The following is a 24893-nucleotide window of genomic DNA, read 5'->3' as shown; positions in this document are numbered from 1 at the left end:
CGGAAGCGACGCTATCGACGCGATGCGATCACGGCGGTCCCGTCCGGCTGAAACTTCACCGTCACGGGGGCGACCATGGGCAACGATCTCAGCAAAACATCGGGATCCGAAATTGAAAACCCGCCCGTCACGCGAAACCGCGCCGCGACGTTATCCGCGAGCACGATGCGGGCGACCCGGTAGCGCTGCAATTCGCGTACGACGCCGGACAGCGGCGTGCCGTCGAATTGCAGGCGCCGATCCTTCCAGCTCACCATCGCGTCGAATTCCTGACTGTCGGATACTTCGACGATCTGCGTCCCGGTTGCCCTCGCCGCTTCGTTGGCGTCGAGATCGACGACAGGGCCGCCCGCGCGGAGCGACAGCTCGACGCGCCCTTCCAGTACCGCGACATCCACATCGGCGGGACGAACGCGTACGGAAAAGCGCGTGCCGACATCGCGGATATCGGTCGCGCCGGCAATCACATGAAAAGGACGCAGGGAATCGTGCTTGACGGCATAGAGCGCCTCGCCTTCGAGCATCGTCACTTCGCGGGACCGGAGCCGATTGACGAACCGTATCGACGTCGCGGTGTTGAGGCGCACATGGCTGCCGTCATCCAGAGCGGCGTCGACCTGCTCACCGACAGCCGACGAAAAACGCTGCTCCGACAGTACCGGATTGACCGCCCATGCGGCCACGGCGAATGCACACGCACTGAAACCGATTGCACTCGCGATTGCGGGCCATCTCGGCGCGCGTCGCGCAACTGCTTCCCGGGAAGGTGAAAGATGACGCCTGTAGCGACCGCGCAGTTCGTGCACGAAAGTGTCAACCTCTCGGTCGACGCTCATATGCTCGGCGATATACGCCAGACGTTTCGGATCGTCTCCCGCCCAGCGCTGGAGCGCAGCACGCGCAAGGGTTCGCTCCTCGCCCCGACCAAAATGGATCGTGACGAGGAGTTCGTCAGCCTCGTCCTTTTGCGACTCGGTCCATGTCATCGTTGAAAATGGCACAATCCGTAGCGAATCGAATGATTCATTCTACAGCAAGGCGATTCTGCATTCTTTCATCGCCTGGACCAGGTACTTGCGCACGACGGTCGTGCTGATTCCCATCTCCTGCGCGGTCTCGTCATACGAAAGACCGTGCAACTTGCACAACACGAATGCTTCCCTGCAACGGGGTGGCAACGCATCCAGCGCCTTGCCGAGAATCTCCATCCGCTGACGCGCAGCATAGCGTCGCTCCGGCGTGAGTTCGGACACGGGCAACTGGTCGGCGAGTCCGTCGACGTCGTCGAGTGACTGGTGCGGTACACGCTTCCTGCGTCGAGCGGAATCGATCTGCTGGTTGCGCGAGATGGCGAACAGCAGGCCGGCCGGCGACTCAACCGGGCGCTGCCCCGCATAGCGGAGCACCTGCTCGAAGGACGACTGCGCGATATCGGCGGCATCGTCAGCGCTCAACTCCCGGGTGAGAACACGGCGGAGATCGGCGTAGCCCCGCAAGAGATCATCGATAAAGCTAGCCATTTGCGTTGCTCCGTCCCACATCCAGCGATACATGGAGATCGTAAGAATTGACCGGCTGCCGCGCCGTGATCTGACCAAATCAATTTCAAGCGTTCGCCCCTAAGATGACGTCATCATAGCGACGCCAATTTAGAATGAATTTCTTTTTTTTGGCGCTTTTCACTTTTGTCGCGACATAATGTCCTACCACCTCCTCGATATATTACGTTTCACTTGATATGACGAATCAGGAACGCATAACTTCCGGCGCAACGGCTTCCGACAAGCGTGCAAGGAAAACCCCCAACGATAAGCGGCACGATCTTCATAAAGAAACATGGAAAGTATTTTTATTCTGAATCGCGTCGTCGTTACATCGATAAATTCGACATACGAATTGAAATCTTCCGAATTAAAATTAGTATGACCATGTGATTGCGTCGGCAATACAGAGCGGAGCTGTCCGACATTGCGTCACGTCTGTCGCGAGCGATGCGGGGCGCCGGCGTCTTCCGTCCTGGAGAAGTCCATTCGGTGACAAACGCTCCGCACATGATGGGCAGATACGTGACCGCCGCCGTCGGCATTGGCCATCGATCTGCAAGACGTATGGAATCCCGCACCACCGGACCAACTGAAATCGCCGACGCGTCCAACCGTCAAGCCAACGCCTTCTCGACGATCTCGCGCACGTCACGCGATTTCGCACCGGCGGCGACCTGCTCGAGCGCTTCGCGCATCCGGTCGCGCAGCGCCGGCGTGAAGCGGCGCCACAGTTCCAGCGAGCGCGCGAGGCGTGCGGCGACCTGCGGGTTGATCGCGTCGAGCGCGAGCACCTGTTCGGCCCAGAACGCGTAACCCGAACCGTCCGCCGCGTGGAATTGCGCGGGGTTGGCCGCGCAGAAGCTGAAGATCAGCGAGCGCGCGCGGTTCGGATTCTTCAGGTTGAACGCCGGATGCGCGAGCAGCTTGCGAACCTTTGCGAGCGTCGGCTGCGCGGGCGTGCCGCGTTGCGCGGCCTGCATCGCGAACCACTTGTCGATCACGAGCGCTTCCTTCTCGAAGCGACGATAGAAATCGTCGAGCGCGTGCTCGGCCGGTTCGGTCGCGCCGGCGGCCGCGGCGGACAGCAGCGCGCCGAGCGCGGCCGCGCGATCGGTCATATTGTTCGCCGCATCGTATTGCGCGCTCGCGATGCGCACCGCATCGGCCGGATCCTCGAGTTCGGCGAGATAGGCGAGCGCGAGGTTCTTCAGCGCGCGGCGGCCCGAGGCTTCCGGCGTCGGTTCGTAGGCGCCGGGCGTCTGGTGCTGCTCGTAGGCGGCGAGCCATTCCGCGCGCAGCGCGGTCGCGAGCCGGCGGCGCACGAACTGGCGTGCGCGATGCACGGCGGCCGGATCGGCTTCGGCCATCTGGTCGGCGAGGTAGGTTTCCGACGGCAGCGTCAGCGCGAGTTCGCGGAATGCCGGCGACAGGCTTTCATCAGTCAGCACGCGGCGGAATGCGGCGACGAAGTTCTCGCCGAGCGTGAGCGGCTCGTTCGCGGCCGCACGCGCGGCGAGCGTCAGCAGCGCGCGCGTCGCGAGGCGCTGGCCGGCCTCCCAGCGGTTGAACGGATCGCTGTCGTGCGCGAGCAGGAACGCGAGGTCATCGTCGCTGTAGTCGTATTCGACGATCACCGGCGACGAGAAATTGCGCAGCAGCGACGGCAGCGGTTGTTCCGGCACGTCGACGAACGTGAAGGTCTGCTCGGTGTCGGTGAAGTCGAGCACGCGCGTCGTGCCTGCGGCGGCGGCTTCGCCGTCGAGACGCAGCGGCAGGTCGCGGCCGTCGCGCCCGATCAGGCCGATCGCGAACGGGATCAGCAGCGGCCCTTGCTGCGTGTCGCGCGCGGCCGGAGACGCGTCGCCGTAGCCCTGCGCGAGCGTCACCGTGTAGCGGCGTGCGGCCGCGTCGTACGCGGTGCGCACCGACACGCGCGGCGTGCCGGCCTGGCTGTACCAGCGCTCGAACTGCGCGAGATCGCGCCCGTTCGCGTCGGCCATCGCGTGACGGAAGTCGTCGCAGGTCACCGCGTGCCCGTCGTGGCGCTTGAAATACAGGTCCATCCCCTTGCGGAAGCCGTCGCGGCCGAACAGCGTCTGGTACATCCGCACGACTTCCGAACCTTTCTCGTAGACGGTCATCGTGTAGAAGTTGTTGATCTCGACGTAGCTTTCCGGGCGCACCGGATGCGCCATCGGGCCCGCGTCCTCGGCGAACTGCAGCTGGCGCAGCACGCGCACGTCCTCGATGCGCTTGACCGCGCGGGCCGCCGATTCGAGGTCGTCGCCCGCGGCCATGTCGGCCGAGAACTCCTGGTCGCGGAATACCGTCAGGCCTTCCTTCAGGCTCAGCTGGAACCAGTCGCGGCAGGTCACGCGGTTGCCGGTCCAGTTGTGGAAGTACTCGTGGCCGACCACCGATTCGATGTTCGCGAAGTCGGTGTCGGTCGCGGTCTCGGGATTCGCCAGCACGTACTTCGTGTTGAAGATGTTGAGCCCCTTGTTCTCCATTGCGCCCATGTTGAAGTCGCCCACCGCGACGATCATGAAGCGGTCGAGATCGAGCTCGAGGCCGAAGCGTCGCTCGTCCCAGCGGATCGAGTGGATCAGCGAATCCATCGCATGACGCGTCTTATCGAGATCGGCCGGCTCGACCCACACCTGCAGCAGCTTCTCCTTGCCCGAGCCGGACGTGATCTTCTCCTCGATCGCGACGAGCTTGCCCGCGACCAGTGCGAACAGGTAGCTCGGCTTGCGGAACGGGTCTTCCCATTTCGCGAAGTGGCGCCCGTCGGGCAGGTCGCCCGAATCGACGAGGTTGCCGTTCGACAGCAGCACCGGGTACGCGGCCTTGTCGGCGCGCAGCGTCACCGTGTACGACGCCATCACGTCCGGGCGATCGAGGAAATAGGTGATGCGGCGAAAGCCTTCAGCTTCGCACTGCGTGAAGAAGTTGCCGCTCGACACATAGAGGCCCGACAGCGTCGTATTCTGGTCGGGTGCGCAGGCACTTTCGAGCGTCAGCTCGAACGTATCGGGGACGTTCTCGACCGTCAGCCCGTGTTCGTGCGCACGCACGGCGCCATGCGGCGCGCCGTCCAGCCAGGCGCCGACGAATTCGAGCGCTTCGCCCATCAGCTCCAGGTGCGGTGCGGGCGCGGCGTCCGGATTGCGGCGCACGCGCATCGTATTCCTGACGATCGTACGGGCCGGCGCGAGATCGAATTCGAGCGCGACGGCATCGATGAGGAAGGCCGGCGGCGTGTAGTCGGCGCGGCGGATCACGGTTTGGGCGATGTTTTCAGCCATGGTCATGCTTCAGGAAAGGGGTTCTCGCTCTGACATTGCTCGCATCGGCTTGGGCTGATGCGCCAGGAACGATCAAGCGGTCAACGCGAAATCGCGACGCCTGATCGGACCTTCACGCACCTGAGCATCGCGCCGTGCGCGAAACGCACTCGCGCCGCGCTCGCACGTTCAATGCGTGCTCCGAATCGCTAAAGACGATTCAGAACGGCCATTGGACCAGTCGCGCTCAATTGTAAATTTGGATTAAAAGCAGATATTTCATTTATTTTGGCTATTACGTGCCGCAGACCGCCCCTTCACAACCACTAACGCCCCTGCAGCCGTGCGCAATTACCCCGAGCTGCCGCCAGACACAAAAAAGACCGGCTCGGAAGCCGGGTCATAGTGTCGTCGGGCGCCCTCATGCCCGCGGCACGATCCGCATGCTTTGGAGCCAGGTTTCGTACGGCACGATGTATCGATGGTGGGTTTGGATGTCCGCCGCACGCGCCGAGCGGTGCTCAGCGCGCGTCATTCACAACATCCTACTTTGGCCTGGCCAGCACCCCGTTAGATCGCTCTAACCGAAAACATGCATGGAAATTACGATCTCCCCAAGTACCGCAGGCCATCCATGATCGCGATCAGGATAAGCGCACGATCGGCGGACGGGGCCGCTGCTTTTGTGCTGCGATGCTCGCCTCCGTGATCCAAGAAGCGCGCAATCATGTCGCATCGATCAACACACGTGGCCTCCACATGCTCGCGCAAGTACACATCGCGTCCTGCCTGCAGGCGGGCCTCGGCCCAAACGACTGAGTCGACGTTGCTCGAATGGCAGCGCGCATACAGCAAAGCGAGCTGCTGTTGAACAGCTCGGACGATACCGCGGCATCCTGCATTAACGTCTCCAGATTGTCTTGAATGTCGCGATGCTTGACGTGAAGCAGTTCGACGAAAAACCCGCTCGTACTCCTGGCGTTCGAGTAGAACGCGCCGCACGTGTACCCGGCGCGCGCCACGATGTCCACGACGCTCGATGCCGCCGGTCCCTTCTCGGCGATGCACGGCGCGGCAGCATCGAGCAGATCCCGACGGGTGAGCGAGCGGCTTTCCGCGCGTGTCATTCGCTTGGGCCGCATGTTCCAGAGCACGCATCGCACAAAGAACAGCGACGACGACGTCACGCCCCGCCAACGCGTCGGCACGTACGGCCGTTATCGACTGGCGACGGCCTCGGACGCCGGCCCTTGCCATCCACCGCCGAGCGCCTTGAACGCAGCCACCGACGCCCGGGCCGCTTCCGTTTTCGCCTGCACGCGCTCGTCCGACGCGCGCAGCAGGCTTTCATCGGCCTGCAACACCTCGATCAGGCTGACGACGCCTTTCTGGTAGGCCGCGAACGACGCGGCCCTCGCGCGGCCGAGCGAATCGACGCCGTCGGCGAGCACGGCCGCCTGTTCGTCGCGTTTGACGAGTGCCGAGAACGCGTTCTCGACGTCCTCGGTCGCATGCAGCGCGGCGAGCCGATACGCGGCCAGCATTTCGGCATCCTTCCCTTTGGCGTCGGCAATCTGCGCATTGATGCGCCCGAAGTCGAACAAACGCCAGCGCAGGCCGAGCACGCCGGCAGCCTGGTTCGCGCCGCCGGCAAACAGGTTGCCCGCGCCCATCGTCGTCGCGCTGCCGAGCAACCCGCTGAGCGAGAACTTCGGGTAATACTCGGCAATCGCCACGCCGATGCGCGCGTTCGACGCCGCGAGGCGCCGCTCGGCGACGATCAGGTCGGGCCGCCGCCTGAGGAGTTCGCCCGGCGCGCCCGTCGCCGCGATCCGAGGGGCAACCGGCACGTCGCCGCCGTCGAGCAATTCCGCGCGATACGTACCGGGTTGCGCGCCGAGCATCACGTCGAGCGCATTCATCGCCGTGTCCAGCGCCGCTTCGAGTACCGGCACCGTTGCGCGAACCTGAGCGAGCGCACCTTCGGCCTGCCTGACCTGAAGCTCCGCCGCGAGCCCCTTTCCATACAGCAGATTGATGGTCGACAACAGATCCTGTTCGGTCTGCACCTGATGCCGCGCGACCTTCAGCCGGCCCTGTAACCCGCGGATCGTGATGTAGATGTCCGCCGTCTGCGCGGCGACAGCCAGGCGCGTGGCGACCGCCGCTGCTTCGGAGGCCTGATAGTCGGCGAGCGCGGCTTCCCGCCCGCGGTGCAACCCGCCGAACACGTCCACCTCCCAGCTCGCGCTGAAGTCGGCCTCGTAGTCGCTGCCGTGACGGTCGAAACCGGGCGTCGAGTTCAGCACGCGCCCCAACGGCGTTTCGACCGACTGGTAGACGCGCGCGGCTTGACCCGTCACGTTGCCCGACGGCAGCAGCGCCGCATTGGCCGCACCGAGCCCGGCACGCGCTTGCGTGACGCGTGCCGCGACCTGCGCGAGATCGAGGTTCTGCGCGAGCGCGAGCGTGACGAACCGGGTCAACTGCGGATCGCCGAAGCCCGTCCACCACGTCGCGAGCTCGGCGTCGGCCGCCGCGCGCCGCTGCTCCACGGCGCCCTGGCCCTGGAAGCGCTGCGGCATCGCGAGCTCCGGCCGCACGTAGTCGGGGCCGACGGCGCATCCCGCCGACAAGAGCGCGGCAAGCACCGCGGCAACGATGGGTTTCGGTAGCATGACGGTTTCAGCCAAGATCAGGTAGTGACTATAATACCAAATAGTCACTCGTTGTCTATCCCTGCCAGCCGCAATCCATGAAAGAAAACACCGCTTCCCCCGCGCCCGCGCGCGGCCCGGCCGATCACGACGTGCGCGATCAGATCGTGGCCGCCGCCACCGAGCACTTCAGCCGGTATGGCTACGAGAAGACGACCGTGTCCGACCTCGCGAAGTCCATCGGTTTCTCGAAGGCCTATATCTACAAGTTCTTCGAGTCGAAACAGGCGATCGGCGAGATGATCTGCGCGAACTGCCTGCACGAAATCGAAACCGACGTGCGCACCGCCGTCGCCGAAGCGGAACGGCCCACCGAAAAGCTGCGGCGCATGTTCAAGGTCTTTACGGAAGCGAGCCTGCGGCTGTTCTTCCGCGACCGCAAGCTGTACGACATCGCCGCGTCGGCCGCCACCGGCAACTGGCAGTCGGTGCAGGCCTATGAGGCGCGCGTGCAGCAACTGCTGCAGGAGGTGCTGCAGGCGGGCCGGCAAAGCGGCGAGTTCGAGCGCAAGACGCCGCTGGACGAAACCGCGACGGCGATCTACCTCGTGATGCGGCCATACCTGAATCCGCTGCTGCTGCAGTACAACCTCGACACGACCGATGCCGCGCCCGCGCAGCTGTCGAGCCTGGTGCTCCGCAGCCTCGCCCCTTGAACCGGCATCGATTGTGACCATTGACTATATTGGTCACTAGATACACAATGAAAGCCCCGATCACTTCGTCAGTGGGTCTTTCATGGTTCGGCGTCGCCTCGCTCTCCTCGCAGTCGCTTCCGCACTGCCCCTCGCGCTAGCCGCCTGCAGCGGAAAAGCGCCGTCCGATCCGCGCACGGAGGCGCCGCTCGTGCGCACCGCCATCGTCCAGGCAGCCGCGCCCGCGTTCCGCTCCTTTACCGGCACCGTCGCCGCCCGGGTGCAGAGCGACCTCGGGTTCCGGGTGTCCGGCAAGGTGCTGGAGCGGCTCGTCGATACCGGGCAAACCGTCCGGCGCGGCCAGTTGCTGATGCGGATCGATCCCGTCGACCTGAAACTCGCGGCGCGCGCACGCGACGAAGCCGTGGCCGCGGCACGGGCACGCGCGCGGCAGACCGCCGAGGACGAAGCGCGCTACCGCGACCTGCGCGGCACCGGCGCGATATCGGCCTCCGCTTATGACCAGGTCAAGGCAGCGGCCGATGCCGCGCAAGCCCAGCTGAGCGCCGCCGAGGCCGACGCCAGCGTCGCGCGCAATGCGACCGGCTATGCGGAACTCGTCGCGGACGGCGACGGCGTCGTGATGGACACGCTCGCGGAGCCCGGCCAGGTCGTCAGCGCCGGCCAGCCGGTCGTGCGGCTCGCGCACGCCGGCAGCCGGGAAGCCGTGATCCAGTTGCCGGAAACCCTGCGCCCCGCGGTCGGCTCCGTCGCGCAGGCCGAGCTGTTCGGCAAGCCGGGCTCGAGTGTCCCCGCGACGCTGCGCCAGCTCTCCGATACCGCGGATGCGCGAACGCGCACGTTCGACGCGCGCTACGTGCTGCAAGGCCCGCTGGCCGCCGCGCCGCTGGGCGCGACCGTCACGATCCGCCTGCCGGACGACGCACGCGCGACGCCGCAGGCCGGCCTGCAGGTGCCGATCGGCGCGCTGCTGGACGGGGGCAAAGGGCCCGGCGTGTGGGTCGTCGCAGGCGAGCCGGCCAAGGTGGGATGGCGGCCGGTCACGGTCGAGCATGTGGATGACGACAGCGCACGCGTGTCCGGCGCACTCAGGCAAGGCGAGCGGGTCGTCGCGCTCGGCGCGCAGCTGCTGCATGACGGCGAAGCGGTCCGCGTGTCGGCACCGGCCGCCACGCTCGCGAGCGAAGGAGGACGGCCGTGAGCGAACGCCGCTTCAACCTGTCGGCGCTCGCGGTGCGCGAGCGCGCGGTCACGCTGTTCCTGATCTGCCTGATTTCGCTCGCGGGGCTCGTGTCGTTCTTCAAGCTCGGCCGCGCGGAGGATCCGGCCTTCACCGTCAAGGTGATGACCATCGTCACCGCGTGGCCGGGTGCGACCGCGCAAGAAATGCACGATCAGGTTACCGAAAAGATCGAAAAGCGTATGCAAGAGTTGCGCTGGTACGACCGCAGCGAAACCTACACGCGCCCCGGCCTCGCGTTCACGACGCTGACGTTGCTCGACAGCACGCCGCCGTCCGAGGTGCAGGAGCAGTTCTATCAGGCGCGCAAGAAGATCGGCGACGTGACGAACGATCTGCCGGCCGGCGTGATCGGACCGCTGGTCAACGACGAATACGCTGACGTCACGTTCGCGCTGTTCGCACTGAAGGCCAAGGGCGAACCGCAGCGCCTGCTGGTGCGCGATGCGGAGACGCAGCGCCAGCGCCTGCTGCATGTGACGGGCGTGAAGAAGGTCGACATCATCGGCGAACAGGCGGAACGCATCTACGTGCAGCTGTCGCACGACCGGCTCGCGACGCTCGGCGTGAGCCCGCAGGACGTGTTCGCCGCGCTCAACGGCCAGAACCTGCTGACGCCGGCCGGCTCCGTCGAGACGCGCGGGCCGGAGATCTTCATTCGCGTGGACGGCGCGTTCGACACGCTGCAGAAGATTCGCGACACGCCGATCGTCGCACAGGGCCGCACGCTGAAACTGTCCGACATCGCGACCGTCGAGCGCGGCTACGAAGATCCGTCCACGTTCCTGATTCGCAACAACGGCGAACCCGCGCTGCTACTAGGGGTCGTGATGCGCGACGGCTGGAACGGGCTCGAGCTCGGCCGCGCGCTGGACCGGGAAGTCGGTGCGATCAACGCGGCGCTGCCGCTCGGCATGAGCCTGACCAAGGTCACCGACCAGTCCGTGAACATCAGCTCCGCCGTCGACGAGTTCATGGTCAAGTTCTTCGCCGCACTGCTCGTCGTGATGCTGGTGAGCTTCGTCAGCATGGGCTGGCGCGTGGGCCTCGTCGTCGCCGCGGCCGTGCCGCTGACGCTGGCCGTGGTGTTCGTCGTGATGGCCGCCACCGGCAAGAACTTCGACCGCATCACGCTCGGCTCGCTGATCCTCGCGCTCGGGCTGCTGGTCGACGACGCGATCATCGCGATCGAAATGATGGTCGTGAAGATGGAGGAAGGCTACGACCGCGTGGCCGCGTCGGCGTATGCGTGGAGCCATACGGCCGCGCCGATGCTGGCCGGCACGCTGGTCACCGCGGTCGGCTTCATGCCGAACGGCTTCGCACGCTCCACCGCGGGCGAATACACCAGCAACATGTTCTGGATCGTCGGGATCGCGCTGATCGCATCGTGGGTCGTCGCCGTCGCGTTCACGCCGTACCTCGGCGTGAAGATGCTGCCGAACTTCAAGAAGTTCGAAGGCGGCCACGATGCGATCTACGACACGCCCCGCTACAACCGCTTCCGGCAACTGCTGACGCGCGTGATCGCCCGCAAATGGCTCGTCGCCGGGTCGGTCGTCGCCCTCTTCGTGCTCGCGATTCTCGGCATGGCGATCGTCAAGAAGCAGTTTTTCCCGATCTCCGATCGCCCCGAGGTGCTGATCGAGGTGCAGATGCCGTACGGCACGTCGATTTCGCAAACGAGCGCCGCCACGTCGAAGGTCGAGGCGTGGCTCGCGAAGCAAAAGGAAGCGAGGATCGTCACCGCGTACGTCGGCCAGGGCGCGCCGCGTTTTTATCTGGCGATGGGGCCGGAGCTGCCCGATCCGTCGTTCGCGAAGATCGTGATCCGCACGGACAGTCAGGACGAGCGCGACGCGTTGAAGGCGCGGCTGCGGCGCGCCATCGCCGACGGCCTCGCGCCCGAAGCGCAAGTGCGCGTGACGCAGCTCGTGTTCGGTCCGTATTCGCCGTTCCCGGTGGCCTACCGGATCACGGGCCCCGATCCGGACACGCTGCGCGGCATCGCGACGGATGTCGAGCGTGTGATGAACGGCAGCCCGATGATGCGCACGGTCAATGCCGACTGGGGCACGCGCGCGCCGACGCTGCACTTCACGTTGCAGCAGGACCGCCTGCAGGCAGTCGGGCTGACCTCCAGTGCGGTCGCGCAGCAACTGCAGTTCCTGCTGACCGGGGTGCCCGTTACCGCGGTGCGCGAGGATATCCGGACCGTACAGGTGATCGCGCGCTCGGGCGGCGACACGCGGCTCGACCCGGCGCGGCTCGACGACTTCACGCTCGCCGGCGCGAACGGGCAGCGCATCCCGCTGTCGCAGGTCGGCAAGGTCGACGTGCGGATGGAGGAGCCGATCATGCGCTGGCGCGACCGCGTGCCGACGCTCACGGTGCGCGGCGACATCGCCGACGGCCTGCAGCCGCCGGACGTGTCGGCTGCGATCACGAAGCAGCTTCAGCCGATCGTCGCCGCGCTGCCGAGCGGCTATCGAATCGAGGAGGCCGGCTCCATCGAGGAATCCGGCAAGGCCACGAAGGCGATGCTGCCGCTCTTCCCGATCATGCTGGCGGTCACGCTCGTCATCATCATCTTCCAGGTGCGCTCGATCTCCGCGATGGTGATGGTGTTCATGACGAGCCCGCTCGGCCTGATCGGCGTGGTGCCGACGCTGATCCTGTTCGGGCAGCCGTTCGGCATCAATGCGCTGGTCGGACTCATCGCGCTGTCGGGGATCCTGATGCGCAACACGTTGATCCTGATCGGCCAGATTCACCAGAACGAACAGGCGGGGCTGGATCCGTTCCACGCGGTCGTCGAAGCGACCGTGCAGCGGGCGCGCCCGGTGATTCTCACCGCGATGGCGGCCGTGCTCGCGTTCATTCCGCTCACGCATTCGGTGTTCTGGGGCACGCTTGCGTACACGCTGATCGGCGGCACGTTCGCCGGGACGGTCCTCACGCTCGTGTTCCTACCGGCGATGTATGCGATTTGGTTCAGGATCCGGCCGGGTCAGTCCGCCGCCGCGCGCCACGGCGGCCATGAACCGGCAGCGCCCGGCGAGACCGCACTTCTGCCCGCGCTGGACGCGCGCGATTGATTACTCCGCCCCATTCACCGTATCGAAGGAAACAGCCATGTCGAATTCCACCGTTGTCGTCGTGACCGGCGTTTCGTCGGGCATCGGGCGCGTCGCCGCAGAACAATTCGCCAAACGCGGGTGCCGCGTGTTCGGTACCGTGCGCAGCATCACGCGAACGGCGCCGGTTGCCGGCGTCGAGCTGATCGAGATGGACGTGCGTGACGACGCATCCGTTCGATCCGGAGTCCAGACGATCATCGACCGCGCCGCACGTATCGACGTGCTCGTGAACAATGCGGGCACGAGCCTGATCGGCGCGGTGGAGGAAACGTCGGTGGACGAGGCAGCGGCCCTGTTCGACACCAACGTATTCAGCATCATGCGTACGACCCATGCGGTGCTTCCGCACATGCGGGCGCAACGGCGCGGCCGGATCGTCAATGTCAGCTCGGTGCTCGGCTTCCTGCCGGCGCCGTACATGGGGCTTTATTCGGCATCCAAACATGCGGTGGAAGGTTTGACCGAATCGCTCGATCACGAGCTGCGCCAGTTCGGCATTCGCGCGACGCTGGTCGAGCCGTCGTTTACGCGGACCAACCTGGACGTCAATGCGCCGCAGGCAAGCACGCCGATTGCCGATTACGACCGCGAGCGCACGCTTGCGTCGCGCGCCGTCGTCGATAGCGTGAAAACCGCGCCGCCCCCCGAGGGCGTGGCCGCCACGATCGTCGACGCGGCGCTCGGCGCGTGGCGGATGCGGCATACACCCAACGGCGAGGCGTCGCTGCTGCGCAAGTTGCGGCGCTTCATGCCGGCCGGCCCGGTCGATGCGAGCCTGCGGAAGAAATTCCATCTCGCGTGACACGGCGGGCCGACGGAACAGTCTTGAGCGCGGTTCATACCCAAGGCTGCTTCGTTCTAATTTACTGAATCCGCTCCGGCATGCTGCAAGCGGAGTAATACACATGGCAGTTCGGATCACCCGAAGCGGTGCATGTCTTCATGCCCTTTTGGGCGGCAAAATCCGTTGTCACGCCTGTGGAAGTGTTATAGCCCTTATCGCTGACCACCATTGCCACGCACTGATTGCTGTACCAGATATCCAGCTTGCAGTTGGAGCCGCCGCCTCGTTTCCGGCACTCATTCATGGCGGTGTTTACAGCATCGGACTTGCTCGCCATGCCGGTGGCTTGACCCAAAACGCCGGCCGGCTCATAGGTTGCGATGGCCCCCCATCGCTCGGCCCACTTCACGAGCGGGGGTGGCGGAGTCGACGGCGATTGATAACTCGGATCCGCCCCGCAGACACTTTGATCGGTGCCGGTGCCGTAGGGAATCATCCCAGGAGGGCAAGCGACCTGCGCCCGCGCGGTGAAGTGATTGAATAGTGAGAACGACAAAGCCAGAAGCACCAGAAGAATCTTGAGACTACGTCGATTGAGAATAAGCATGCTGGGCCTCGGAATCCGTCTACTGTGTTCTGATCGCAAGACTGCAATTGGTGTAATAGACGCGACGGCAGTTATCGCCGGAGGCGCTGCAGGATTTGGCCGCAAATCCGATGGCCTCTTCAGTTGTTCTTCCAGTCTTAACGCTGTAGCCGCGATCGCCCACAATCATGGCAACGCAGCTATTTCCATACGAAACATCTAGAACACACTGCTCCCCACCTTTGTCTTTACAGTCCTTCATGGCTTGCTTCTCGGCGGAGCTTTGGCTCGACATATCGGAGGCCACACCCAGGGTTCCGCGATGGCCATCGGTCGCGACGGCACCCCAACGGGAAGCCCATTTGACAGGGGGTGCCTGCGGCTGCGGAGCCGGTATCGACGGCGATTGATAACCCGGATCCGCCCCGCAGACACTTTGGTTAGCGCCGGTGCCGTAGGGAATCATCCCCGGAGGGCAAGCGACCTGCGCCCGCGCAGGTAAGTGATGGCATAGCACGAACGACAAAACCAGCAGTAGCAAGAGAATCTTGGGACAACCTTGATTGAGAGCAAGCATGTTGGGCCTCGGAATCCATCTACTGTGTCCTGATCGGAAGGCTGCAATAGGTGTAGTGGACGTGACAGCTTTTAGCGGTCGTCACACAACAACGTGCGACGAAATCGCGAGCCAAATTGTACCTAGGCGAGCCGCTCCTGTTCGCTTTCCCTGAGCGTGGCCAGTATCTCAATGTCCTCTGCCTTCGTCTTGGCAGGGATGCCGAGCGGCTTTCTGGCGACTTCGGTTTGCTCCCCGGCGAGGCCTGCATAGGCGACATTGCTCGGGGCATTCGCAGCCTTATCCGTCGTGGCCCGAGCCTTTAGCTTGTTGCATGCGCCGACCAATCCTTCCAGGATGTCCAACCCATACGGAGCGTAGGCAAAGTCACCTTGGTTGTCGAGGCAGGCGCGAGCGCAGTGCGAGTCGAAGATGGCGATGTCCGACATGGGCTCGGGCGGCTCAGCGCTCGGCGTGATTCGCGACCGCAGTCAAACAACGTTCATTCCCCAGTCCGATTTGATCGGCAAGCCAAAGTCCGGATTCACTGCGCAACGCTACGAACACTAAAAAAACACTAAAAATCGCGGCGCGAACCGGTACTCGGTAAATATCGGCGGCTCACCCGCTCAAAGGCCCTTGCCCATTGGAGCTTCGACGGATTCCAGCAGATCCCCACGAAACACCTGAGACATCACAATTCATTTAACTTTCCGTGAGGACTTCGACACCGGCCGCTGACTACGATGGGCGCATATTTTCAGGACCTGCCGCCAGGAGCCCATCATGCCCACCCGCAGACATCTGCTGTTCGCCGGCGCCACCGGCCTCGCCGTGCTCGCGACGCTGTCGTCCGTCGGCCGCCGCGCGCTGGTCGGCCGTGCGTTCGCCGCATCGCCGACCACCCCGCAGACTGCCGCCCCTTTTGAAGTCACCCTCAGCGATGCCGAATGGCATCGCCGGCTCACGCCCGCCCAGTACGCGGTCCTGCGCGAAGCCGGCACCGAGCGGCCGTACACCAGCCCGCTGAACGACGAGCACCGGCAAGGCACGTTCGCGTGCGCCGGCTGCGCCCTCGCGCTGTTCTCGTCGGCCACCAAGTTCGACAGCCATACGGGCTGGCCGAGCTTCTGGAAGCCGCTCGACCACGCGGTCGCCACGAACACCGACGCATCGTTCGGGATGGTCCGCACCGAAGTGCACTGCCGCCGCTGCGGCGGCCATCTCGGCCACGTGTTCGACGACGGTCCGCAACCGACCGGCCTGCGCTACTGCATGAACGGCCTCGCGCTCACCTTCCACCCCGCCGCCGCCTGATCCGGCCCCGAACTCCCGACCGACTGGAGAACGCACCATGCTGCTCATCGTCCTTGCCTACCTCGGCGGCGTGCTCACGATCCTGAGCCCGTGCATCCTGCCCGTGCTGCCGTTCGTGTTCGCGCGCGCCGACCAGCCGTTCGTCCGCAGCGGCCTGCCGCTGCTGGTCGGCATGGCGCTCACGTTCGCCGTCGTCGCGACGCTCGCCGCCGTCGGCGGCGGCTGGGTCGCGCAGGCCAACCAGGCCGGCCGCTGGGTCGCGATCGTGCTGCTCGCGATCTTCGGCCTGACCCTGCTGATGCCGCGCCTCGCGGAACACCTGACGCGCCCGCTCGTCGCCGCCGGCAACCGGCTCACCGGCTTCGCGCAACGCGACGGCCGCCCGGCCGGCCCCGCGTCGTCGCTGCTGCTCGGCGTCGCGACCGGGCTGCTGTGGGCGCCGTGCGCGGGCCCGATCCTCGGGCTCGTGCTGACCGGGGCCGCGCTGCGCGGCGCCAGCGTCGGCACGACGCTGCTGCTGGTCGCGTATGCGGCCGGCGCGGCGACGTCGCTCGGCGTCGCGCTCGTGATCGGCGGCAAGGTGTTCGCCGCGATGAAGCGCTCGCTCGGCGCCGGCGAATGGATCAAGCGCGGGATCGGCGTGGCGCTGCTGGCCGGCGTCGGCGCGATCGCGCTCGGCCTCGATACGGGTGCGCTCGCGCAGCTGTCGACCGTCACGACGGGCGGGCTCGAGACGAAGCTCGTCGACCGGCTCGGCGGGCGTTCGAATGGCGCACCGGGCGCACCGGCGGCAATGGCCACCACCGGCAATGCCGCCGACAACGCGAACGGCGGCGCGATGATGGCCGCGGCTGCCGAGAGCGCGCAAGCCAACGGCGGGCCGATCGCCGGCGGCGCAATGATGCGCGCGGTGGAGACGACGCATGCGCCGGCCGCACTGCCCGTCGAAGGCACGCTGCCGTCGCTCGACGGCGCGGTGCAGTGGCTGAACTCGCCGCCGCTGACGGCGGCCAGCCTGCGCGGCAAGGTCGTGCTGGTCGATTTCTGGACGTATTCGTGCATCAACTGCCTGCGCACACTGCCGTATACGACTGCCTGGGCGCGCAAGTACGCGCCGTACGGGCTCGTCGTGATCGGTGTGCACGCACCCGAGTTCGCGTTCGAGCGCGACATCGGCAACGTGAAGAAAGCCGTGCACGACCTCGGCATCGACTTCCCGGTCGCGATCGACAACCGCTTCACGATCTGGCGCGCGTTCAACAACGAATACTGGCCCGCACACTACTTCGTCGACGCGCAGGGGCGCGTGCGCCGCCACCACTTCGGCGAAGGCGAATACGCGGAATCGGAGCGCGCGATCCAGTCGCTGCTCGCCGAGGCCGGCCATCCGGAAGCACTGAACGTGCCGATCGGGCTCGCCGGTGCGCCCGCGAAGGGGGCGCTCGCCGCGGCCGACAGCGCGGACGTCCGCTCGCCCGAGACCTACGTCGGCTACGCACGCGCCGAGGCTTTCATGTCGCCGGGCGGGGTGGTGCGCGACGCGGCGTACCACTACGCCGAGCCGGCCCAGCCCGATCTCAACGACTGGGGCCTCGCCGGCATGTGGCAGGTCGGCGCCGAACGCGCGACGCTCGCGGCGCCGGCCGGCCGCATCGTCTATCGCTTCCACGCACGCGACCTGCACCTGGTGCTGGGCCCCGGCGAGGACGGCAAGCCGGTGCGCTTTCGCGTGACGCTCGACGGCGCGGCGCCCGGTGCCGCGCACGGCAGCGACGTCGATGCGCAAGGCTACGGCACCGTGACCGGGCAGCGCCTGTACCAGCTGGTCCGGCAGCCCGGCGCGATCGCCGACCGCACGTTCTCAATCGAGTTTCTCGATCCCGGCGTGAATGCGTATGCGTTCACGTTCGGCTGATCCCGGCAGGACGCGGCGCACCGGCGCCGCGTCCGGGCCACCCGCTTCCCACACCGCCTTTCGAAGGAGCACACCGTGAACATCCCCTCCTCCCGCAGCCCGGCACCGCAACGGCGCACGGCGATGCTGCGCCGCATCGGCGCCATCGCCGTCGCGGCCGCCGCCGTGTTCGGCTACCAGCGCATCGTCAATTCCGCCGAGCCGATGCGCACCGTGCCCGCGCCGGCGCTCGACGAAACACCCGGCGCCTCGCACGACGAGACGGCCGTGCTCGCCGGCGGCTGCTTCTGGGGCGTGCAGGGCGTGTTCGAGCACGTGAAGGGCGTGAAGCAGGTCACGGCCGGCTATGCGGGCGGCGCGTCCGAAACCGCGCACTACGCGCTCGTCGGCTCGGGGCTGACCGGGCACGCCGAATCGGTGCGCATCGTCTACGACCCGACGCAGATCACGTACGGCCGGCTGCTACAGGTGTTCTTCTCGGTCGCGCACGACCCGACCGAGCTCAACCGGCAGGGCCCCGACGAAGGGTCGCAGTACCGGTCGGCGATCTTTCCGACCACTGCGCAGCAACGCGCGGTCGCGACCGCGTACATCGCGCAGCTCGGCACCGCGCACGTGTTTCCGGCGCCCGTCGTCACGCGCGTCGAGGACTACAAGGGGTTCTATCCGGCCGAGGCGTATCACCAGAACTACCTCGAACTGCACCCCGACGCGCCGTACATCGCGTACAACGACATGCCGAAGATCACCGGGCTGAAGCAGCACTTCCCGGCGCTGTACCGCACCGACGCGGTACTGTGGCGCGATGCGCGCTCGTGACCGGCAAGCGGCCGCGTGACGGGGTGACGGCGTGGTGCCCGCCGCGCGGCCTGTGCCCGTGCGGCCACCGCTGGCCACGTGCGCGCCGCCTTCGACCCGGTTTGCGCTGCATCAACGACACCGCGACCGCCGTGCCGGGGCAAACCCGCATCGCGTCCGCCGCGACCGGCAACTTCGCGTAGACTTCTCCAGATCCCCGCCGCATCATGCGGCGCCCGGAATCCCTGTTCAGCCTGGAGACGTCACGCATGCGCGCAGTGCCCATTCCTGACAGCGGCATCCTTGGAGAACCCTCTTCCGGCGCGGCCGTGCGCGACCTGCGCCGCGTGCCGATTCATCCCGATCACTGGTATCCGCTCGCGTGGTCGCGCGAGCTGAAACGCGGCAAGACGCTCGGCGTGCGCTTCGCCGGCGATCCGATCGTGCTCGTGCGCACCGAATCCGGCGCCGTGTATGCGCTCGAGGATCGTTGCGCGCACCGCCAGGTGCCGCTGCACGCAGGCGTCGTGAGCGGCGAGACACTGCGCTGCTGCTATCACGGCTGGACCTACGCGTGCGACAGCGGCCGCTGCGTCGACGTGCCGTACCTCGGCCGCGAGCGGCTGCCCAACGGCGTGCGTGCGTATCCGTGCCGCGAAGCGCACGGGCTGATCTTCGTGTTCCCGGGCGATGCGACGCTCGCCGATACCCGGCCGTTCCCCGCGCTCGAATCGGCGGACAACCGCGCATACAAGACGCGCCGCTTCGGCCGCGAGGTCAAGTGCCACTACTCGTTCATGCACGAGAACCTGATGGACATGAACCATCAGTTCCTGCATCGCAAGCAGATGGGGCAGATGCGCGCGCGCTCGGTGGGCCGGCGCCGCGGCGACGACTGGGTCGAGGTCGACTACACGTTCGCGCGGATGGAAGGCAAGCAGCCGGTGGGCGAAGCGCTCGTGTTCGGCGCCAGCAAGAAGCCGGCCGACCAGTCCGACAAGAGCGTGATGACGGTGCGCACCGGCTACCCGTACCAGACACTGCAGATCCGCTCGAGCGAAGGGACGCTCGTGATGGACCTGTGGATCGTCTACGTGCCGCTCGACGCCGAGCAGCGCACCAACCGCACGTTCGGACTGCTGTCGATCCACAAGCCCGGCATCCCGTTCGCGCTCGATCTCGCGTGGCCGCTGCTCGTCTGGTTCACCGAGCGCATCTTCCGCGAGGATCGCTGGATCGTCGAGCGCGAGCAGGAAGCGCACGACGCCCAGGGCGCCGACTGGAACCACGAGGTGTTTCCGGTCATCAATGAGCTGCGCGACCTGCTGCGCCAGTGCGGCGCACGCACGGTGATCCCGATCCGCGACGCGCGCGACGGTGCGTGATGCGGGCGGCGCGTGACTCGAGAAGCGCGCGCCGTTACAACCGGAACGCGCCCGGCAGCAATGCATGGGCCGTCGTGACCTCGACGGCCCCGTTCAGGTTGGCCAGGATCACTTCGATGTCGGGCGTGCCGATCTCGATGATCACCTGACGGCACGCGCCGCACGGCGCGATCGGGCCGTCCGTGTCGCCCACCACCGCGAGCCGCGTGAAATCCCCCGGACGATAACCGGCGGCGATGGCCGAAAACATCGCCGTGCGTTCCGCACAATTGCAGAGTCCGTAGGACGCGTTCTCGACGTTGCAGCCGTGAAAAACCGTCCCGTCGCGCGCCTGCAGCGCCGCGCCGACCTTGAAGCGCGAATACGGCGCATACGCGCGTTCGCGCGCCGCCTTCGCCGCGTCGATCAGTTCGTTTCGTTCCATCTCGTCATACCCTCGATTGTGTGCGGGAGGTATCGGCGCGACCAAGCCACGACCGTCGCGATACACCCGTGACGTCAAGCGAAGTGATCGCCTGTGCCTGTCGGTGCTTGCTCAGCCGATCTGCTGATAAATGGTCGGCGGCGCATCACCGGTTTCGCCCAGCACGTAGCTGCGCTGGAGCGCGTCCACCGCGTGCGCGGCGGCTGCGGCGTCACGGGCATGCACGTAGCCGAGCGGCTCGCCGGCCTCGACACGCTGCCCGATCTCCGCGAGCGCCGTCAGGCCGACACTGTAGTCGATCGCGTCCGCCGCGCGCGTGCGGCCGCCGCCGAGCGCGACGACCGCGAGCCCGAGCGCGCGGCAATCGACGCGCTGCACCACGCCGCTCGTGCGCGCCGGAACCGGCACGATCACCTCCGCCCGCGCGAGATGACGCGCAGGTGCGTCGATCAGGTCCGCAGGGCCGCCGAGCGCCGTGACCATCCTCGCGAAGCGTTCCGCTGCCGCACCCGTATCGAGCGCCTGCTGCAACTTCGCGCGCGCTTCTGCGACGTCGCGTGCCAGCCCGCCGGTGACGAGCAGCTCAGCGGAAAGCGCCATCGTGACCTCATGCAGGCGCGCCGGGCGCGACTCGCCCGTCAAATAGTCGATCGCGCACACCACTTCGAGTGCATTGCCCGCGCACGGCGCGAGCGACTGGTTCATGTCGGTGAGGATCGCGGTCGTCTTCATCCCGGCGCCGTTGCCGACGTCGACGATGCTGCGCGCCAGCTCCGCCGATTTCTCGGCGGTCGGCATGAAGGCGCCGGAGCCGACCTTGACGTCCATCACGAGCCCGTCGAGCCCGGCCGCGAGCTTCTTCGACAGGATCGATGCGGTGATCATCGCGACCGACTCGACGGTCGCCGTCACGTCGCGAATCGCATAGATGCGCATGTCGGCGGGCGCCAGCCGCGCGGTCTGCCCGATGATCGCGACGCCGACGTCGCGCACCGTGCGGCGAAACGCGTCCGTGTCGGGCGCCACGTTGTAGCCGGGAATCGCGCTCAGCTTGTCGAGCGTGCCGCCGGTGTGTCCGAGCCCCCGCCCCGAGATCATCGGTACGTAGCCGCCGCACGCGGCCACCATCGGCCCGAGCATCAGCGACACGACATCGCCGACGCCGCCGGTCGAATGCTTGTCGATCACCGGCCCGTCGAGATCCAGCGCGCGCCAGTCGAGCACGTCGCCCGAGTCGCGCTGCGCGAGCGTCAGCGCGACGCGCTCGTCGGTGCTCAGGTCGTTGAAATACACGGCCATCGCGAACGCGGCCACCTGACCCTCGGTCACGCTGCCGTCGGTCACGCCGCGCACGAACGCGGCGATCCCGTCGCGATCGAGCGGCTGGCCGTCGCGCTTCCGGCGAATGAATTCCTGCGGTAAGAACATCGTTGCCTCTCCTCGATCAATCGATGGCCGCTGCGGGCTCAATGCAGGGAAAAGAACAGGCCGGCGATCGCGGCGCTCATCAGGTTCGACAGCGTCGCGGCCGTCAATGCGCGCAGGCCGTGCCGCGCGACTTCCGAGCGGCGCTCGGGCGCGACCGCGCTGAAGCCGCCCGCGAGAATCGCGATCGACGAGAAGTTCGCGAAGCCGCACAGCGCGAACGACACGATCGCGAGCGTCTTCGGGTCGAGCACCTGCAGGCCGGCGGCCGCGACGTGCTCGCCGCCCTTCAGGTACGGCGACAGGTCGCCATACGCGACGAACTCGTTGAAGATCAGTTTCTCGCCGATGAAGTTGCCGGCCAGCGCCGCGTCGTGCCACGGCACGCCGATGATCCACGCGAGCGGCGCGAACAGGTGGCCGATGATACCCACCAGCGTGATCTGCGGAAAGCCCACGAACGCGGCCACGCCGCCGACGATCAGGTTCATCAGCGCGATGAGGCCGACGAACGCGATCAGCATCGCGCCGACGTTGATCGCGATCCGCAGCCCGACCGACGCGCCGGACGCCGCCGCCTCGATCACGTTGGCGGCCCGCTTGTCGTCGAAGTCGAGCCCGTCGACCACGACGCGACTCGGCTCGACCGTCGGATACAGCAGCTTGCCGAACAGCAGCCCGCCCGGCACCGCCATGAACGACGCGGCGAGCAGGTATTCCATCCGCACGCCGAGGCCGGCGTAGCCGACCAGCACCGACCCCGCGACCGACGCCATGCCGCTCGCCATCACCGTAAAGATCTCGGCGCTCGTCATGTTCCGCACGAACGGCTTCACGAGCGCGGGCATCTCGCTTTGCCCGAGAAAGATCGTCGCCACCGCCGAGCACGCCTCGATGCGGCTCACGCCGAGCACTTTCGCGAGCGCCGCGCCGAGGATCGCGACGATCCACTTCATCACGCCGATGTAGTACAGCACCGCGATCAGCGCGGTCACGAAGATGATCATCGGCAGCACGCGCAGGCCGAACACGAACCCGCCGTCGCCGAACAGCTGGAACATCCGGCTGTCGACGAGCCCACCGAATACGAATGCGATGCCGTGATTGCCCATGTCGAGCACGCGATTGACGCCGTTCGCGGCGCCCGCCAGCACCGCACGGCCCACCGGCACGAACAGCACCAGTGCACCGATCGCCAGCTGCGTGCACAGCGCCGCGATCAGGGTCCGGCCGCTCACCGCGCGCCGGTTGTTCGACAGCAGATAGGCCACCAGCAGCAGGAACAGCATACCCAGGAGACTGCGCAGAATATCCACCTCGTACTCCTTGCTCTCAATGTTGTTGGATTGTTCGGCGGGCGGCCCGGCACGCCTGCGCAACGCCGTCGGTGGATATTACTCGCGGGCATGCACGTCGACAACGCAAACAAAATGGTCGCATTTGCGCGACATCGCGTGTTGCGTTGATTTGCTCAGTTGTTCTATGTACCTGGAGATCGGAAAGGCGCGATCACGCTCCATCCGTCCCAAATATTGAGCGCATTGGCGTGATACGGGGAGGCGGCATGAGCGGTGCCGTCACGAACGGAGACGCACGCTCTAACATGCGCGGGGCGTGTCGTTCCAACCGACACGCCCCGCGCGACACGCAACGCTCAGCCGGCGCGCTCGACCGGATGCGGTTCGCGCAACCGGTTCGCGATCCGCGCGGCCTCGTAGTAACTCGCCGCCGGCGGGCGCTTCAGGTAGCGGCCCGCGCCGCGCACGGCACGCAGATCGCCGTCGGCCCACGCGAGTGCGCCGCGCGTGAGCGTGTGCGTTGCGACGCCCTGCACCGTCATCCCCTCGAACACGTTGAAATCGACCTGCTGATGATGGGTCTTCACCGAGATCGTCTTCGTCGCGGCTGGATCCCACACGACGAGATCGGCATCGGCACCCACCTGCACCGCGCCCTTGCGCGGATACAGGTTGAAGATCTGCGCGGCGTTCGTCGACGTGATCCGCACGAACTCGTTCGGCGTGATGCGGCCATGATTCACGCCGTGATGCCACAGCACCGACATGCGATCCTCGACACCGCCGCAGCCGTTCGGGATCTTCGTGAAATCCTCGCGGCCCATCGCCTTCTGCGATGCGCAGAACACGCAGTGATCGGTTGCCGTCGTATGCAGTTGCCCCGCCTGCAGCCCGCGCCACAGCGCCTCGCGATGCTCGGCCGAGCGGAACGGCGGGCTCATCACGTGCGCGGCCGCACGCGTCCAGTCCGGATCGCGATAGACGGCCTCGTCGATCACCAGGTGGCCCGGCAGCACCTCGCCGAACACGCGCAGCCCTTCGCTGCGCGCTTTGGTGATCGCATCGACCGCGTCCTTCGCGGACACATGCACGATATACACCGGCACGCCGAGCACCTGCGCGATGCGGATCGCGCGGTTCGCGGCCTCGCCCTCGACCTCCGGCGGCCGCGACAGCGGATGCGCCTCCGGCCCCGTCATCCCGCGTGCGAGCAGCGCCTTCTGCAACTGGAACACGAGCTCGCCGTTCTCCGCGTGCACGGTCGGCAACGCGCCGAGTTCGAGCGCACGCGAGAAGCTGTTCACGAGCACCTCGTCGTCGGCCATGATCGCGTTCTTGTACGCCATGAAGTGCTTGAAGCTCGACACGCCGTGCTCGCGCACGAGCGTGCCCATGTCGCGATGCACACTCTCGTCCCACCACGTCACGGCCACGTGGAAGCCGTAGTCGGCCGCCGCCTTCTCGGCCCAGCCGCGCCAGGCATGGAACGCATCCATCAGCGGCTGCTTCGGGCTCGGGATCACGAAGTCGATGATGCTCGTCGTGCCGCCCGCGAGCCCGGCGGCCGTGCCCGAGTAGAAATCGTCGCTCGCGGTCGTGCCCATGAACGGCAGTTCCATGTGCGTATGCGGATCGATGCCGCCCGGCATCACGTACTGGCCGTGCGCATCGACGACGGTCGCGCCGGCCGGTGCGTCGATCTGCTCGGCGATCTGCAGGATCGTGCCGCCGTCCTCCGGGGCTGCGCAGAGCACGTCCGCGCGGTAGGAGCGGTCCGCATCGACCACGGTGCCGCCACGAATCAGGATTGCCATGGGGTTG

At 66.5% G+C, this 24893-nt stretch carries 21 protein-coding genes; 9 read left to right on the top strand and 12 right to left on the bottom strand.

The genetic code is table 11. The features are described 5' to 3' along the window. Window positions 1-11 precede the first annotated feature (11 nt). The 5 genes from CFB47_RS32465 to CFB47_RS32445 all read right to left on the bottom strand — a co-directional run bounded on the left by CFB47_RS32465 (window position 12) and on the right by CFB47_RS32445 (window position 7509). Window positions 12-986 carry a FecR family protein gene (locus CFB47_RS32465; RefSeq protein ID WP_089463642.1) on the bottom strand — a complete coding sequence of 325 codons (975 nt, stop codon included), beginning with the start codon at window positions 984-986 and terminating at the stop codon, window positions 12-14. Window positions 987-1028: 42 nt separating this feature from the next. Then, complete coding sequence (locus CFB47_RS32460) at window positions 1029-1520, bottom strand: RNA polymerase sigma factor (RefSeq protein ID WP_071335583.1); 492 nt, start codon at window positions 1518-1520, stop codon at window positions 1029-1031. Window positions 1521-2158: 638 nt separating this feature from the next. Continuing rightward, window positions 2159-4852, bottom strand: a complete 2694-nt coding sequence (gene pepN / locus CFB47_RS32455) for an aminopeptidase N (RefSeq protein WP_089463641.1) — start codon at window positions 4850-4852, stop codon at window positions 2159-2161. A 704-nt stretch (window positions 4853-5556) separates the two neighbouring features. After that, the gene (locus tag CFB47_RS32450; protein ID WP_143330894.1) at window positions 5557-6039 is read right to left on the bottom strand and encodes a TetR/AcrR family transcriptional regulator; all 483 of its coding nucleotides are present in this window, start codon (window positions 6037-6039) and stop codon (window positions 5557-5559) included. 9 nt (window positions 6040-6048) lie between these two features. Then, window positions 6049-7509, bottom strand: a complete 1461-nt coding sequence (locus tag CFB47_RS32445; protein WP_089463639.1) for an efflux transporter outer membrane subunit — start codon at window positions 7507-7509, stop codon at window positions 6049-6051. 77 nt (window positions 7510-7586) lie between these two features. Here CFB47_RS32445 and CFB47_RS32440 point away from each other — a divergent pair, with 77 nt between their 5' ends. The 4 genes from CFB47_RS32440 to CFB47_RS32425 all read left to right on the top strand — a co-directional run bounded on the left by CFB47_RS32440 (window position 7587) and on the right by CFB47_RS32425 (window position 13386). Then, a complete protein-coding gene (locus CFB47_RS32440) occupies window positions 7587-8204 on the top strand; it encodes a TetR/AcrR family transcriptional regulator (RefSeq protein WP_089443812.1) in 618 nt (205 codons plus the stop codon). Between the two features lie 82 nt (window positions 8205-8286). Beyond that, window positions 8287-9405 (top strand): efflux RND transporter periplasmic adaptor subunit, encoded by a 1119-nt coding sequence (locus CFB47_RS32435; RefSeq protein ID WP_089463638.1) that lies wholly within the window; start codon window positions 8287-8289, stop codon window positions 9403-9405. Next, a complete protein-coding gene (locus CFB47_RS32430; RefSeq protein ID WP_089463637.1) occupies window positions 9402-12542 on the top strand; it encodes an efflux RND transporter permease subunit in 3141 nt (1046 codons plus the stop codon). Before CFB47_RS32435 ends, CFB47_RS32430 begins: the two co-directional genes overlap by 4 nt. Before the next feature lie 37 nt (window positions 12543-12579). Then, on the top strand, window positions 12580-13386 hold the full coding sequence (locus tag CFB47_RS32425; protein ID WP_089463636.1) for an oxidoreductase: 807 nt from the start codon (window positions 12580-12582) through the stop codon (window positions 13384-13386). A 61-nt stretch (window positions 13387-13447) separates the two neighbouring features. Here CFB47_RS32425 and CFB47_RS32420 read toward each other — a convergent pair whose 3' ends face one another. The 3 genes from CFB47_RS32420 to CFB47_RS32410 form a co-directional block, all read right to left on the bottom strand. Continuing rightward, the gene (locus CFB47_RS32420) at window positions 13448-13975 is read right to left on the bottom strand and encodes a DUF4189 domain-containing protein (protein WP_089463635.1); all 528 of its coding nucleotides are present in this window, start codon (window positions 13973-13975) and stop codon (window positions 13448-13450) included. Between the two features lie 19 nt (window positions 13976-13994). Then, window positions 13995-14531 carry a DUF4189 domain-containing protein gene (locus CFB47_RS32415; RefSeq protein WP_089463634.1) on the bottom strand — a complete coding sequence of 179 codons (537 nt, stop codon included), beginning with the start codon at window positions 14529-14531 and terminating at the stop codon, window positions 13995-13997. Between the two features lie 122 nt (window positions 14532-14653). Then, complete coding sequence (locus tag CFB47_RS32410; RefSeq protein ID WP_218829435.1) at window positions 14654-14959, bottom strand: hypothetical protein; 306 nt, start codon at window positions 14957-14959, stop codon at window positions 14654-14656. Here CFB47_RS32410 and CFB47_RS41895 point away from each other — a divergent pair. The 5 genes from CFB47_RS41895 to CFB47_RS32390 all read left to right on the top strand — a co-directional run bounded on the left by CFB47_RS41895 (window position 14949) and on the right by CFB47_RS32390 (window position 19925). Then, window positions 14949-15080, top strand: a complete 132-nt coding sequence (locus CFB47_RS41895; RefSeq protein ID WP_256946804.1) for a hypothetical protein — start codon at window positions 14949-14951, stop codon at window positions 15078-15080. The two genes, CFB47_RS32410 and CFB47_RS41895, sit on opposite strands and share 11 nt — an antisense overlap. Window positions 15081-15296: 216 nt before the next feature. Then, on the top strand, window positions 15297-15827 hold the full coding sequence (msrB, locus tag CFB47_RS32405; RefSeq protein ID WP_089463633.1) for a peptide-methionine (R)-S-oxide reductase MsrB: 531 nt from the start codon (window positions 15297-15299) through the stop codon (window positions 15825-15827). Between the two features lie 37 nt (window positions 15828-15864). Then, entirely contained in the window at window positions 15865-17742 is a 1878-nt protein-coding gene (locus CFB47_RS32400) for a cytochrome c biogenesis protein DipZ (protein WP_089463632.1), read from the top strand. A 123-nt stretch (window positions 17743-17865) separates the two neighbouring features. Continuing rightward, window positions 17866-18561 carry a peptide-methionine (S)-S-oxide reductase MsrA gene (msrA, locus tag CFB47_RS32395; protein ID WP_089463631.1) on the top strand — a complete coding sequence of 232 codons (696 nt, stop codon included), beginning with the start codon at window positions 17866-17868 and terminating at the stop codon, window positions 18559-18561. 248 nt (window positions 18562-18809) lie between these two features. Then, complete coding sequence (locus tag CFB47_RS32390) at window positions 18810-19925, top strand: aromatic ring-hydroxylating dioxygenase subunit alpha (RefSeq protein ID WP_089443805.1); 1116 nt, start codon at window positions 18810-18812, stop codon at window positions 19923-19925. Window positions 19926-19959: 34 nt separating this feature from the next. On the opposite strand, the gene CFB47_RS32385 is transcribed toward CFB47_RS32390, so the two are convergent. The 4 genes from CFB47_RS32385 to hydA all read right to left on the bottom strand — a co-directional run bounded on the left by CFB47_RS32385 (window position 19960) and on the right by hydA (window position 24886). Then, on the bottom strand, window positions 19960-20349 hold the full coding sequence (locus CFB47_RS32385; protein ID WP_089463630.1) for a cytidine deaminase: 390 nt from the start codon (window positions 20347-20349) through the stop codon (window positions 19960-19962). Between the two features lie 111 nt (window positions 20350-20460). Continuing rightward, window positions 20461-21777, bottom strand: a complete 1317-nt coding sequence (gene deoA, locus CFB47_RS32380) for a thymidine phosphorylase (protein ID WP_089463629.1) — start codon at window positions 21775-21777, stop codon at window positions 20461-20463. A gap of 38 nt (window positions 21778-21815) precedes the next feature. Further along, window positions 21816-23090 (bottom strand): NupC/NupG family nucleoside CNT transporter, encoded by a 1275-nt coding sequence (locus CFB47_RS32375; protein WP_089443802.1) that lies wholly within the window; start codon window positions 23088-23090, stop codon window positions 21816-21818. 338 nt (window positions 23091-23428) lie between these two features. After that, entirely contained in the window at window positions 23429-24886 is a 1458-nt protein-coding gene (gene hydA / locus CFB47_RS32370) for a dihydropyrimidinase (RefSeq protein ID WP_089463628.1), read from the bottom strand. Window positions 24887-24893 lie beyond the last annotated feature (7 nt).

The organism is Burkholderia sp. AU27893 (genome assembly GCF_002223205.1).
Lineage (GTDB): Bacteria > Pseudomonadota > Gammaproteobacteria > Burkholderiales > Burkholderiaceae > Burkholderia.
The sequence above is the reverse complement of the archived record's forward strand: the minus strand, read 5'-3'. Positions and strand labels throughout refer to the sequence as shown.

Bases quoted from the DNA above. Each gene is read 5' to 3' on its own strand.
- CFB47_RS32465 (WP_089463642.1), bottom strand. From the start codon at position 986: ATGACATGGACCGAGTCGCAAAAGGACGAGGCTGACGAACTCCTCGTC.
- CFB47_RS32460 (WP_071335583.1), bottom strand. From the start codon at position 1,520: ATGGCTAGCTTTATCGATGATCTCTTGCGGGGCTACGCCGATCTCCGC.
- pepN (WP_089463641.1), bottom strand. From the start codon at position 4,852: ATGGCTGAAAACATCGCCCAAACCGTGATCCGCCGCGCCGACTACACG.
- CFB47_RS32445 (WP_089463639.1), bottom strand. From the start codon at position 7,509: ATGCTACCGAAACCCATCGTTGCCGCGGTGCTTGCCGCGCTCTTGTCG.
- CFB47_RS32440 (WP_089443812.1), top strand. From the start codon at position 7,587: ATGAAAGAAAACACCGCTTCCCCCGCGCCCGCGCGCGGCCCGGCCGAT.
- CFB47_RS32435 (WP_089463638.1), top strand. From the start codon at position 8,287: ATGGTTCGGCGTCGCCTCGCTCTCCTCGCAGTCGCTTCCGCACTGCCC.
- CFB47_RS32425 (WP_089463636.1), top strand. From the start codon at position 12,580: ATGTCGAATTCCACCGTTGTCGTCGTGACCGGCGTTTCGTCGGGCATC.
- CFB47_RS32420 (WP_089463635.1), bottom strand. From the start codon at position 13,975: ATGCTTATTCTCAATCGACGTAGTCTCAAGATTCTTCTGGTGCTTCTG.
- CFB47_RS32415 (WP_089463634.1), bottom strand. From the start codon at position 14,531: ATGCTTGCTCTCAATCAAGGTTGTCCCAAGATTCTCTTGCTACTGCTG.
- CFB47_RS41895 (WP_256946804.1), top strand. From the start codon at position 14,949: ATGTCCGACATGGGCTCGGGCGGCTCAGCGCTCGGCGTGATTCGCGAC.
- CFB47_RS32410 (WP_218829435.1), bottom strand. From the start codon at position 14,959: ATGTCGGACATCGCCATCTTCGACTCGCACTGCGCTCGCGCCTGCCTC.
- msrB (WP_089463633.1), top strand. From the start codon at position 15,297: ATGCCCACCCGCAGACATCTGCTGTTCGCCGGCGCCACCGGCCTCGCC.
- CFB47_RS32400 (WP_089463632.1), top strand. From the start codon at position 15,865: ATGCTGCTCATCGTCCTTGCCTACCTCGGCGGCGTGCTCACGATCCTG.
- msrA (WP_089463631.1), top strand. From the start codon at position 17,866: ATGCTGCGCCGCATCGGCGCCATCGCCGTCGCGGCCGCCGCCGTGTTC.
- CFB47_RS32390 (WP_089443805.1), top strand. From the start codon at position 18,810: ATGCGCGCAGTGCCCATTCCTGACAGCGGCATCCTTGGAGAACCCTCT.
- CFB47_RS32385 (WP_089463630.1), bottom strand. From the start codon at position 20,349: ATGGAACGAAACGAACTGATCGACGCGGCGAAGGCGGCGCGCGAACGC.
- deoA (WP_089463629.1), bottom strand. From the start codon at position 21,777: ATGTTCTTACCGCAGGAATTCATTCGCCGGAAGCGCGACGGCCAGCCG.
- hydA (WP_089463628.1), bottom strand. From the start codon at position 24,886: ATGGCAATCCTGATTCGTGGCGGCACCGTGGTCGATGCGGACCGCTCC.